Source organism: Blautia sp. MSK.18.38 (assembly GCF_024460535.1).
Classification (GTDB): domain Bacteria; phylum Bacillota; class Clostridia; order Lachnospirales; family Lachnospiraceae; genus Blautia_A; species Blautia_A fusiformis.
In genome coordinates this window covers 47,750-59,462 of record NZ_JANFYP010000018.1, presented here as the reverse complement: position 1 = coordinate 59,462, position 11,713 = coordinate 47,750, and the positions used below count along the sequence as shown (strand labels likewise).

Sequence of the window (11,713 nt, the reverse complement as noted above, 5' to 3'; positions counted from 1 at the left end):
TTATCAAGGAACATTTTGGCATATATTTGACGCCCTGTGATACTAAACTTACCACTTTTTCAGTGGCGTCCAACAGAGGGCAGTGGAAGAAGAGATGGAAAGGAAGAAGAAGTAATTTTCAATGGAAATGGTCTTGCTACTTATGTGGCAGGGCCATTTTTGTTGAAAAAAAGAAATCAGTGCTTATAATATATGATAGAGGCGGCAATTAGTTTAATTTTACGGAGGAGAAAATATATTATGCTACGAAATCTATTCATATTATTGACGGCTATGTTTATGGGTCTTGTTTACTATAAATTTTCAATATCAAAGAGTAAAGATGCACAGAACATGGCTTTCTTTATGAAAATAACTTTTTTGGTGTTATCACTTATATTGGCGTTCATCAGGAAAGAGTTTATTCTTATAGGAGATTTAGCCTTTGGAGGGAGAACTTCAGTGATGGTACTTGTACTTATTGAAATTGCAGATGCTTTTATTGATAGAAAAAATAGTTCAACGCAAGTGAATAAGAAAAAACGCTCTAATTCAAGTATAGAAATGCAAAGAAGAAAATAATTTTTTATAAATTTTATGACCTTTTATATGTTGCCATGCATGATTAGTAGAAAATGATTTTGGAGGTAACATATATGAGTAAGAAAAAATATGAGTATCCAGAAAATCTGTGGGATGCAGTTGTGCAGAGGAGTAAGGAATTAAAGGATAACAGGATTCTGAAATTGTTACCAGATCAGGAAGCAGGATTAGAGTTTGCTCTGTCATGTTTTCCAGAGGAATATGAAACTGTGATTCGACTTAGATACAAAGAAAGACTTTCAGAAAAGAAAATTGCTGAAAGAATGGATTTGGAAGCGGATAGAGTTCATAGAATGATTTTGATGGGAGTAAAATACTTGGCAAAACCGCAGTATGTAATATATGTTGTGGAAGGGCTTGAGAATTACAATAGAAATTTAGTTGTGCAGAGAGAACGAAGTATAGAAAATGCTAAAAGATTACATCCAGATTTGCCAGAGAACATTTTAGAAGAGCCAATCTCATTTCTGAAATTTAATACACGAATATATAATGCACTAAAGAGACACGATGTGGATACTGTAGGTGATTTGCTGGATGAATTGAGATTGCCTAACTGGATTCAGAGTTTTTCAAATATAGGGAAACTGTCACAAAGAGAAATTGTGCAGAAAATGGAGTCATTGGGGCTGGCAGATGATAGTTATGCCAGTGTTAGAAAAATAAAAAAATCGGTTCGTAATATTGAATGATATTGGGGAAAATGTTATGATAAAAACCAAAGTTGTAAAAAGGAGGAAGCATTCTATGAATTTATATGAAAAGAACATTAAAGATTTGAGAGAAATTGTTAATGAGTTGTATTCACATGTCTCTTCTGTTGGTGCATATTCTAATTTAGCAACTGAGATTGAACGCTCTTGTAGTAATTTGACGCAGGCGATTGATGAATATGAGAAAATGATTAAAGAAAAAGATTTATTATAGTAAAAAAGTATTGAAAAAATAGCACATTATCTCAAAAAAGATTTTGTGCTATTTTTTTGGAAGCAATTATAAATTCTGTTCTTTCTCAATCTTCTGTTCCTGCTTGTGACTCTTCCCAAGAATCATATCAATATTAGCAGAAACAGTATGAAGTTCCTGTTCATAATCCCGGCGGTTAGAAAAATCTTCCCGTTGTGTATCTAGCAATTTAGTAAGCCGGTCTTTTTCGGCATAAAGGGCTTTCATGGAAGGCAGCTTATTTCCATTGGATTTTTCTTTCAGTGTTCGGAGAGCTGTATCGTAAAGGGAAAGTTCTGCCCGGTGTTCTTCGTAGAATTTATCCTTATTGCGGCTTTTACGGTAGTCGGCATATACGTTTTTATATGCAAGGTACTGTCCGGTAAAATGTATTTGCTCATTCACATCTTTAAGTTGTTGCTCTGTATCCTTTAAAGATTTTCTGGCGGCACTGGTCTGATCGGATGCCTGGTCAAGTGCAGTATGGAAATCTTCAAGAGAGTCATAACCGTGTTCCTGGATGTAGGCAACAGTCTGAGCCATCTGCTTTAAATTAGAGAGTTTGACCTTTTGGGCATAGGCTTCACTCTGCTGTGCTTTGATACAGGTCTGTAAATCTATCACAAGTCGGAGATCTGATTTTATGAAAATGAACGGTACAGGAATATCGGAAGCATCAGGAGAAAGTGCTGTCTGCAAATCTTTCACAGTGTTTGGAACTTGTGGTTCTTCAATTTTCATTTTCCTATCAGAGAGTGATTTTTCATTTTCCTTAAATGTCTGTAATAGAAAATCCTCTTCATATCGTGTTCCGAGATTTCGTCCAGTGATATATTTTTTTCTGCCTGGATGAAGATAGCTGTACCGGTTTCTGCTGATTTTGAAGATGATATGATATTTTTTATCGAGGATTTGTGCAAACTCTTCTGGTGACTTGGCGGTGCTTGCAGCATCATCAATAGCATCCCGGAGAAACTGTTTCTCTGTTTGATAGCGAGTCTCTTTTGGTGTGATACCATCTTCAAGCATTTTCTGGTTGAGCTTATCAAGTGTTTCCTGTCCACGACGCTGTGCCCAGTATTCTTTTTCCGTGATTTTTCTTTCAGCAGGAGAGAGCAAGTCAACTTGATGCAGGCCCTCTTTCTGACACATGTCCATAACATCTTGTTTTAAGTGAGCAAGGTAGGCTATGCTTAGGTGGTGTTTATATCCGGCTTTTGATTCACAGTCAAATTCCATATAGGGTTCTTGGGGTACGTCATATTTCCGAAGGCTGTTGATCACAATATGCACATGGATATTGCCGCTTTCATTATGACCGTCTGTATGAGTACAAACTAAAGCCTGATGACCGGGAAAGTTCTTCTTTGCAAAAGTCAGTCCAAGCTGTTGTGCCCGTTCACCAGTCAGTCCACATTCATCTCTGTCTTTTGGGTCAAAGCTGATAATGTAATGATGAGACTTGATCTCATTGAAATTTTTATTTTTATGGTAGTAGCTGTTTAGTTCCTGACATTCAGATGCAAAAGTAAACGGATCACAGTTCAGACCATCCAGGTAATATTCATCTCGTAATATCATATACCCCTCATCATCGAGGATTGGCTTTTGGGTGTATTCATTATGCTGAAAGATGAGATACCGTTCGGATTCTCCATAGTCAGCATTTTTGCTTGCGATATGTTTAATCACTGCCACGGAAATCACCTGCCATTCTCATCACTTCATATTTCATTTCATAAATATCCCGGAGAGATTTTTTTATTTCTGTTCTCATTTCTGAGGAGATAATTCCACCTTGATTAAAATATCGGGCAATCTGATTGAGGTTGCCTCCTATTTTTCCAAATTCACCAATCAGCTTTTTTATTTCTTTGACATCTGCAGTAATTTCATATTTGATAATAACATTCTGCTTATCCAAAGCATTGCGTATAAAATCAGAAACAGTCATGTTGGATGCAGTGGCTCTTCCAAAAAGAATCTCATATTCTGTTTCGCTCATACGCAGGTGAACGTCTTTGGTCTTGGTAAGTGATTCATCTTTTTTTGGTCTTGTCATTAAATGCTCCTTTCTGCATAAAGGCTCCGCACGGGAAAGAGAAAATTTTACAGCTTGCTGTGAAAACAAGTGATGAAGAATCATCACGCTGTGACCATGGCAATGGGAACCAATACGCATATCTTTGATTGCGGTCGAGGGTATGGGGAAACGAAATCCCCATCAAGTTGCAAGTGGCCAGTAACCCCGGAAGGGGTTATTGTGCTACATTGCGAAACTTGCTCTAAGAGAGAATCCCTTCCCATAATCATGCGTGGGAGACATCAAAAAGACAGGTAAAAATGTAAAAAAATAAAAAAAGTGAAAATTCATCTGACATTTTGCCCTCTGCCAGCTGTGATTAGTAGAAAAAGAGAGATCACAGGAGGTAGTCAGATGAAAAATATAGAAATGCCTACACTGGAAGAATTGCAGGAAATGGCAGCAGTGGACATCCGTACCGTAGATAAAAGTACGTTAGCAGAGCTGGATGATGTGGAGATTCATGAAGAATTACCGCAGGCAGAAAGGATTGCAGATTATATCAAGCAGATTAAAAATCCGTATTGCTATAAATCACATGGGATAGTTGTGAAGATCAGCTTTGCAGGAAAATGCTCTCTGGAAGAAAGCCTGAGCAGATGTATCTCCATGTAAAAGAAAAATCGTCCAGAAAAAATAATCGAAAAAAGAAAGAAAAAGGTATGGTAGTAATCCAGAAGTTATGTTAATATGGATGTGGGTCAAAATTTAAAAGCATTCAAGGAGCCGTGAATTTCTTGGTTTACACCGCCACAGAGCGAGTAAAGTAGGAGGTTGATGGCTTTATGTATTTCAATCAAAAGTCTATTTTAGCAGCGGATTATCTCCGGTTATCCAGAGAGGATGGAGACAAACTGGAGAGTGACAGCATCCGCAATCAAAGAAGTCTCATTAACGATTTTGTAAAACAGCACAAAGAGATTCAGCTGGTCGAGGAATATATCGACGATGGATACAGTGGAACGAACTTTGACCGTCCGGCATTTCAAAGGATGCTTGAGGATGTGAAAAGGAAGAAGATCAACTGTATCATCGTAAAAGATTTATCCAGATTGGGAAGAAACTACATTGAAACAGGAAGGTATCTGGAAAAAATCTTTCCATTTATGGGTGTACGGTTCATCGCAATCACAGACCATTATGACAGTGCTACAGGATCGGATGATGCAGATCAGATCATTGTCCCGTTTAAGAATCTTATCAATGATGCTTATTGCAGGGACATCTCAATTAAAATCCGAAGTCAGTTAGATGTAAAAAGGAAAAACGGGCAGTTTATTGGTAACTTTGCAGCTTATGGATACTTAAAAGATCCAGAAGATAAGAACCATCTTATTGTTGATGAATATGCGGCAGATATTGTACGGCTTATTTTTAATCTGAAAATAGATGGGTACAGTTCACAAAGAATAGCAGCCCGGTTAAATGAAATGGGAGTTTTGCCGCCATTGGAATATAAGAGAAGCCGGGGGATGAATTATAACAGCGGATTCCGTTCCGGTTCTGATCCTAAATGGGCAGTCACTTCCATCAACCGTATTTTGCAGAATGAACTTTACATAGGCACAATGGTTCAGGGCAAAAACCGAAAGATCAATTATAAGGTGAAGAAAAGTTCTCCTATCGCAAGAGAAAACTGGATTCGTGTAGAAAATACACATGAAGCAATCATTCCAGAAGAGAGTTTTCAATATGTACAAAGTCTGTTGGAAATAGATACCCGGATCGCTCCGAAAAGAAAATCCGTCTATTTGTTTTCTGGATTTGTACGTTGTGGGGACTGTGGTGAGAACATGGTCAAGCGAAGCACAACGAAGAAAGGGAAAAAATACTGTTATTATCATTGCTCCACTTATAAGAACAAAGAAGGATGCAGTTCCCATCTGATCAGTGAAAAAATGATTTATGAAGTTGTCCTGGATTCTGTAAAAAAGCAGATTGCATTATTGACCGAAGCAGAAGAGATTATCAAGAAAAATGGAATGGATACTTACAAGAAAGTGGAGAGCCGGTCTTTAGAACAGCAGTTAATGGCACTTTATGAGGAAGTGGAAAGATATAAAGACTTAAAGGCGAGATTGTATCAGGATATGGTAGACGGTATTGTCAGCAGAGAAGAGTACCATGAATATAATCAGAGATTCACAGAGAAGATGCAGAAAGCAGAAAAGGCGAAACAGGAAACGGAAGAGAAGAAAGAAAAGTTATCTGCGGAAGAAAAACGGATGCACCCATGGATAGAGGATTTCAAAAAATATAAAAATATCCAAAGCCTTGACCGGAAAGCAGTTGTTACATTGATAGAGCAGATCATTGTATACAGCAAGGAGCAGATTGAGATTCAGTTCAAGTATAGTGACGAGATGCAGGAAATGATAGAAGCAGTGCAGATCATACGTGAGCGGAAGGAACGGAAAGGAGAATTTGTATGCGGTGCGTAAGTTATACCAGAACGACTTCCTGTAAAGAGGACGGAAAGATTCCGGCGGATATTATAAAACAGCAGGACCAGCATATACAGGAATACTTGAAAAAACAGGGATGGACATTATCTGCAAAGTATTGCGACAGAAAAAAAGATACAGAAGAGAACACAGTTTTTGAAGAACTGACAAAAGATGGGATCAACCGCAAATTTGATATGGTAGTTGTAGACAGCATTGACAGATGCGGAAGGACAATATCCTGTGCAGATGATGTCTTAGTAAAAACATTTGTCCCGGCAGGAATACATTTTGCAGTTGTACAGGACGAATTTATCAGCATTGGAAAAACGAAAGAAGAATTATATGAATATATAAAGAAAGCTAGGTATGCGGCAGTTCAGTTAAAAGGCATGAGAGAGTATGCAGTCAGAGAACAGCTGGAGGGACTTTATACCGTGCATGATGAAAAGTATGGATACATTCTTTCTGATGACCGCAGGGAATTGCTTATTGATGAAGAAGCGGCAGTTGTTGTGCGGGAGATCTTTCAGATGGTATTAGATGGTATGCCGATTGCAAATATAGTGAAAATTTTAAATGACAGTGGAATAGAATCTCCGATGGTGCATAATGCACGAGTCGGTCATAAGGTATGGCCGACATATGACAATAAATGGTTATTCTGCTCTGTAAAGAGAATCCTTAGATGCACAGCGTATGCTGGTTATTGGCAAAAGACGATCAACAAAAAAATTTGTACACTTCCTATAGCTCCTATTTTGGAAGAAGGCATGTTTGAAAAAGTGCAGGAGATTCTCGATAAGAGAAAGAAGCCAAGAAAAACAAGACCAGGTAAAAATGGATTATTTGTAAAAAAGATATTTGATGCCGAGACAGGAAGAAAAATATCACAGAGAAATTTTAAAACGGGGGAAACGGTTTTTCTTTTCGCAAGTGGGACGAATCAGCTTCCAAGAGATAAAAGTACCTACATTTCTTTTGAAACCGTGATTGCTGAAGTAAGAAAAGCTATACAAAGAGAAATGGAACTGGCAGAACAGATAAAAAAGAAACTATCAGCCAGAGAAGCAGAATCAGAAAAATATGAATGGTTGAAGCAGTATTCACAAAGAGCGTGGACAATCTTTGAAGAGATGGAGCAAGTGGAAAAAGAGCGTATTCCATTATATCAGAACTACCAGACAGGAAAAATCAATGAAGAAGAATATCTGGTGGGAAAAGAAGAAATACGGGATCAGCTTCGTATGTATGATGGAGATTTCAGTGAACTTATGAAAGAGGTATCCGTTATAGAAAAGGCATATAGCAATAAAAATGAATGGTTAGAGACTTTTAAGAAAGAAAATCTTCCGAAAGAACTACAGCCAGAGCATATCAATAAATGGATTGAGAAAGTATTGATAAGAGATTTTAAAGAAGTGCAGGTATGTTTATCCAAGCAGGAATGGAAAAAATACTTTCCATCAGAATGGATGGAGGAATAGGGATGGCAAGAAAGAGCAGAAAAAACAGAAACGTAGAATCTAATATACAAACGGTTGTCAAAAAAGAAAACTTACTGGATACGGCTGCGTATATTCGTCTGTCTGTTGAAAACGGAGGAAATGAAACGGATGAAACATTAGTTGTGCAGCAGATGCTTGTAGAAAGATTTATAGAAGAGCATCCGGATCTGAGACTGGAAGAGGTATACATTGATAATGGATTTACAGGCACAAATTTTGAACGTCCCGGATTTATGAGATTAATGGAAGATGTTCGTTCTGGAAAGGTGCAATGTATCGTTGTAAAAGATTTATCCAGATTCGGCAGAGACTATCTGGAAACAGGATATTACCTGGAGACTATATTGCCAAAGTTAAATGTACGCTTTATTGCGATTACAGATGATTATGATAGCTCTAGAAAAGAGGACAGGGAAAATATAAGTGTTCCCATCAAAAACATGGTAAATGCCATGTATGCAAAGGATATGTCTAAAAAAATCCTGGCGGCAAAGGAAGCACAAAAGCGGAACGGAAATATCACGTTATCTAAGGTTGCATTTGGCTATGTCCGTTCTGAGGATAAAACAAGACAGGTCGTAGATGAAACGGTTGCCCCGGTTGTGCGTATGATATTCCAATGGACATTGCTGGGAGTCAGTAAGAGAGAAATTGCTGACAGGCTGAACCTGTTGGGAATTGCGACACCCGGACAGAAAGAAAAAAGAAAGATAGCAAGAGTGCCACTTGAGGAGACAAAGTGGAATGGAGGAACTGTCAGAAAAATATTAGAAAATCCAACCTATACAGGAGATATTGTCACAGGAAAATTGAAACAATCTTTGTACAAAGGAGTGAAACAGTATCGTACAGTACCAGAAGAGTGGGATGTGCAGAAAGATATGCATACTCCGCTGGTTGCGAGGGATGATTATGAGGAATTGCAGGAAAGCAGAGAAGAGATTCATAAGGTAACGAAGAAACGCCAGTCCAGATGTATGAAGGACAGAGAAAAGTATCAGGATAGTTTTCCGGGAATGGTCCGATGTGGCGAGTGTGGGAACGTTATGTATTTCAGACGATATACTCATAATTATACAACCAATGAAAAAATGGGAAGCGATTACTATTGTGGGAATGAACAATGTTCCAGAAATTTGATAGAAGGAAACTTACTCAAGATCCTTGTGATGGATCAGATCCAGATTTTGATCAAGAGTATGTGTGACAGAAAATTGCTTTTGCAGAAAATGAAAAGTGCAACAAAAGAAAACAATATTTTTTATAAAGCAGCGGCAAAGGTAAGGACATTGGAGCGTAAGATCGCACAGACGGAAGAACGCAATACAAGACTATATGAAGATTATGTAGCAGGTGTTGTGGATAAAGATGATTTTGATATGATGAAGGAACGCTATATAGGGGAACTCCAAAATCTCCGGGAAGAGCTTCAGGTACAAGAACAGAATCAAAGGATCTTGGAAAAGAAAGCAAACCGATATATGGATATGGTAAATCATATGGAAAAATATCTGGATAAAAGAGAATATAATGAGGCACTTGTACAAGAACTGGTGGAATATATAGAAGTATATGCAAATGGGAGTATCCATGTGTGCTTCAAATGTAAGGATGAATTCCAGCAGATAGCAGAAGAAATGGAAGGTGTTCAGATTGGCTAATGGATTGTATTTAAGACTCTCTATAGCAGATGGAGATTTAAGGAAAGAAAATAAAGATGAAAGCAACAGCATTGACAACCAGAGATCACTTCTTGTCAATTTTATCACTGACAGAGAGGACATGAGTGATGAATACATAGAATATGTGGATGATGGGTATTCCGGAACGAATTTTGAACGTCCGGCATTTAAGAAAATGATAGAAGATGCGAAGGCAGGAAAAATAGATACCGTCATTGTAAAAGACTTTTCACGATTTGGGAGAGATTATATTGGAGTTGGAGATTATCTGGAGCAAGTGTTCCCACTCCTGGGAATCCGCTTTATTTCATTAAACAATAATTATGACAGTAAAGAGTACATAGGAAGAACGATGGGATTAGATATGGCAATCAATAATCTTGTCAACAATCTTTACAGCAAGGATATATCCAAAAAGTTAAAGAGTGCCTTGAAGGTGAAATGGAAGAATGGAAAATGGACAGGCTCGAAACCTCCATTTGGTTATTTAAAAGATGAAGAGCATGGATGCTGGAAAATAGATCCGGTAGCGGGTAAATATGTCCGTATGATATTTGATAAAGCGATGGAAGGCTGCAATACTTCTCAGATTTGCTATTACATGAACGAGCAGAAGGTGCCGACACCTGGAAAATATAATCAGATGAACGGATTGCTGCGGCAGGGGAATTATAAAATGCCAGATAAGGAAGTTGTTTGGGATACCGGGATGATCCGTACAATTCTTGGAAGGTTTGAGTACACAGGTGCTTTAGTTATGGGAAGGCGGCATACAGTAGCGGTTGGAAGTAAAGTAACAAGAAAGACAGCAGAACGAGATGTCATTATACGGAAGAATATCAATCCGGCAATCATTACGGAAGAAGAGTATGAAGTGGCAAGTGCATCTATTATGTTTATGACAAAGCCAGAATATCGTGGTGCGAAAGACTTTCTTCTGAAAGGAAAAGTACGGTGTGGAAACTGCCACAGGGCATTAGCTTATACAGATGGCGGTATTCATCCGAAAGTATATTGTCCCCATAAAGCTCAGGCAGGAAGATATTCCCATTGTTCTGAAGATGTATATCCGGTATCTGTGATAGAGGGACATATCTGGTATTCTTTAAAAAGGATACTAAGGATATTGGATTCAGTGCAAAGAGAATCCGAAGAAAAATATACGGATAATAGTTTTACAGGGAAAAAACAACAAAGGGTGTTGGAATCGGAACTGGAAAAATTAAAAAATGAACGTATTCATCAGTATGAAGCTTATGCAGAAGGTGTACTTAGCAGAGAAAAATATATAACAGTGAAGAAACAACTGACAGAAAAAATCGAAAAAATACAATCCGAACAAAAAGCACTTGCCAGTGTGATCATTGAAGAAGAACGATACAGAAGCCGGATAAGAACAGCAGTCCAACAGTTGGAGGTACAGATAGAAAGAGGAAAGCTGACCAAAGAGATTATAGATACGATGATAGATACGGTGTATGTGTATGATAAAAAACGGATTGAAGTAATTTTAAGATTTGATGATGTTTTACAAAAGGTGATCTCAGAATATATGGAAGGGGCGAAGGGTGCATGACATTTAAAAATTTTATGTATAAAGGGGTATTGATGATAGCTGTGCTGGCATTGATCGGATGGCTTGGAAAGTATCTGTATCTGGTAGATGGAGAAATTGACTGGTTTCGGCTGATGTTGGTATATGGTGTTCCGGTAGGAATCCCATATATGTTTTTCATCATTCCGTGGCATTGGGATTTATCTGGAACGATAGGAATGGTAGCCTTGTGTGCGATAATCGGAGCTGTATTTGGTTTTATTATTGCGATTGGAATTGCAATCAGGGCAGTATGGTATGTAATCGCATTTCCAATAAGCTGTTTGCTGCGAAAGGAGAAAAGCAGGCTATGAGTACAGGTGAAAATATTAAAAGAATACGGAAATTTAGAGGAATGACACAGAAAGAACTTGGAATTGCAATTGGAATCGGAGAAGAAAGTGCAAGTCCAAGAATGGCACAATATGAAACTGACAATAGAACACCGAGAAAGGAAATGCTGCATAAAATGGCAGTAGTCCTTGATGTAGATCCGAGAAACATTTCCATTCCGACCGGTTATAGGGAAGAAGATATGATATATAGGCTTCTTGTGCTGGAAGATTACTTTCCAGAAATGAAACTGGAGAGGAACGGAAGGACAGGCGAGGTCGTGATCAATCTGCAGAATAAGAAAATCAATGAATTCCTTTATCAGTGGGGAACTATTAGAGGAAAGAAAAAGCAGGGAATGATTTCCGAAGATGAATATATGCAGTGGAAATATTGCAGAAATCATGCGTAATATTATATATTATATATCATATATGTGAATTCACAGATAAAGGATGAAACAGCACTGGGAAAACTTATGCATGATTTTGCCTGTACAAATACGAAAGATATGTATTATGAAGTTCTGGCTGACCGTGTGC

General features: G+C 38.0%; 12 protein-coding genes. 10 read left to right on the top strand and 2 right to left on the bottom strand.

All coding sequences use genetic code 11. The annotated features are described in order from the left end of the window. Positions 1–240: 240 nt before the first annotated feature. The 3 genes from NE638_RS12035 (at position 241) to NE638_RS12025 (ending at position 1,509) form a co-directional block, all read left to right on the top strand. Complete coding sequence (locus NE638_RS12035) at positions 241–561, top strand: hypothetical protein (protein WP_173706621.1); 321 nt, start codon at positions 241–243, stop codon at positions 559–561. A 74-nt stretch (positions 562–635) separates the two neighbouring features. After that, on the top strand, positions 636–1,274 hold the full coding sequence (locus NE638_RS12030) for a DNA-directed RNA polymerase subunit alpha C-terminal domain-containing protein (protein WP_173706622.1): 639 nt from the start codon (positions 636–638) through the stop codon (positions 1,272–1,274). 55 nt (positions 1,275–1,329) lie between these two features. Continuing rightward, the gene (locus NE638_RS12025) at positions 1,330–1,509 is read left to right on the top strand and encodes a hypothetical protein (protein ID WP_118618564.1); all 180 of its coding nucleotides are present in this window, start codon (positions 1,330–1,332) and stop codon (positions 1,507–1,509) included. A gap of 66 nt (positions 1,510–1,575) precedes the next feature. Here the strand turns inward: NE638_RS12025 and NE638_RS12020 are convergent, their stop codons facing one another. Both NE638_RS12020 and NE638_RS12015 read right to left on the bottom strand, forming a co-directional pair. Further along, the gene (locus NE638_RS12020) at positions 1,576–3,225 is read right to left on the bottom strand and encodes a relaxase/mobilization nuclease domain-containing protein (protein WP_173706623.1); all 1,650 of its coding nucleotides are present in this window, start codon (positions 3,223–3,225) and stop codon (positions 1,576–1,578) included. Further along, positions 3,212–3,589: a plasmid mobilization protein gene (locus NE638_RS12015; protein WP_173706624.1), complete on the bottom strand. Its 378-nt coding sequence runs from the start codon at positions 3,587–3,589 to the stop codon at positions 3,212–3,214. Before NE638_RS12015 ends, NE638_RS12020 begins: the two co-directional genes overlap by 14 nt. Positions 3,590–3,964: 375 nt before the next feature. Here NE638_RS12015 and NE638_RS12010 point away from each other — a divergent pair, with 375 nt between their 5' ends. From NE638_RS12010 to NE638_RS11980, 7 genes are all read left to right on the top strand, one after another. Beyond that, entirely contained in the window at positions 3,965–4,225 is a 261-nt protein-coding gene (locus NE638_RS12010) for a DUF6870 family protein (RefSeq protein WP_055056609.1), read from the top strand. Positions 4,226–4,395: 170 nt separating this feature from the next. Further along, positions 4,396–6,051: a recombinase family protein gene (locus NE638_RS12005; protein ID WP_173706625.1), complete on the top strand. Its 1,656-nt coding sequence runs from the start codon at positions 4,396–4,398 to the stop codon at positions 6,049–6,051. After that, entirely contained in the window at positions 6,039–7,541 is a 1,503-nt protein-coding gene (locus NE638_RS12000) for a recombinase family protein (protein WP_173706626.1), read from the top strand. The genes NE638_RS12005 and NE638_RS12000 overlap by 13 nt, the downstream gene beginning before the upstream one ends. A gap of 2 nt (positions 7,542–7,543) precedes the next feature. Continuing rightward, positions 7,544–9,223 (top strand): recombinase family protein, encoded by a 1,680-nt coding sequence (locus NE638_RS11995; RefSeq protein ID WP_173706627.1) that lies wholly within the window; start codon positions 7,544–7,546, stop codon positions 9,221–9,223. Continuing rightward, positions 9,216–10,820, top strand: a complete 1,605-nt coding sequence (locus NE638_RS11990; RefSeq protein ID WP_173706628.1) for a recombinase family protein — start codon at positions 9,216–9,218, stop codon at positions 10,818–10,820. The genes NE638_RS11995 and NE638_RS11990 overlap by 8 nt, the downstream gene beginning before the upstream one ends. Continuing rightward, a complete protein-coding gene (locus tag NE638_RS11985; protein WP_173706629.1) occupies positions 10,817–11,152 on the top strand; it encodes a DUF6050 family protein in 336 nt (111 codons plus the stop codon). The genes NE638_RS11990 and NE638_RS11985 overlap by 4 nt, the downstream gene beginning before the upstream one ends. Then, positions 11,149–11,583: a helix-turn-helix domain-containing protein gene (locus NE638_RS11980; protein ID WP_055052928.1), complete on the top strand. Its 435-nt coding sequence runs from the start codon at positions 11,149–11,151 to the stop codon at positions 11,581–11,583. Before NE638_RS11985 ends, NE638_RS11980 begins: the two co-directional genes overlap by 4 nt. The last annotated feature ends 130 nt before the right edge of the window (positions 11,584–11,713 follow it).

Excerpts from the sequence above, each read along its gene's own strand:
- NE638_RS11980 (WP_055052928.1), top strand. The coding sequence starts at position 11,149 with ATGAGTACAGGTGAAAATATTAAAAGAATACGGAAATTTAGAGGAATG.
- NE638_RS12025 (WP_118618564.1), top strand. The coding sequence starts at position 1,330 with ATGAATTTATATGAAAAGAACATTAAAGATTTGAGAGAAATTGTTAAT.
- NE638_RS12000 (WP_173706626.1), top strand. The coding sequence starts at position 6,039 with ATGCGGTGCGTAAGTTATACCAGAACGACTTCCTGTAAAGAGGACGGA.
- NE638_RS11995 (WP_173706627.1), top strand. The coding sequence starts at position 7,544 with ATGGCAAGAAAGAGCAGAAAAAACAGAAACGTAGAATCTAATATACAA.
- NE638_RS12030 (WP_173706622.1), top strand. The coding sequence starts at position 636 with ATGAGTAAGAAAAAATATGAGTATCCAGAAAATCTGTGGGATGCAGTT.
- NE638_RS12005 (WP_173706625.1), top strand. The coding sequence starts at position 4,396 with ATGTATTTCAATCAAAAGTCTATTTTAGCAGCGGATTATCTCCGGTTA.
- NE638_RS12035 (WP_173706621.1), top strand. The coding sequence starts at position 241 with ATGCTACGAAATCTATTCATATTATTGACGGCTATGTTTATGGGTCTT.
- NE638_RS12010 (WP_055056609.1), top strand. The coding sequence starts at position 3,965 with ATGAAAAATATAGAAATGCCTACACTGGAAGAATTGCAGGAAATGGCA.
- NE638_RS12015 (WP_173706624.1), bottom strand. The coding sequence starts at position 3,589 with ATGACAAGACCAAAAAAAGATGAATCACTTACCAAGACCAAAGACGTT.
- NE638_RS11985 (WP_173706629.1), top strand. The coding sequence starts at position 10,817 with ATGACATTTAAAAATTTTATGTATAAAGGGGTATTGATGATAGCTGTG.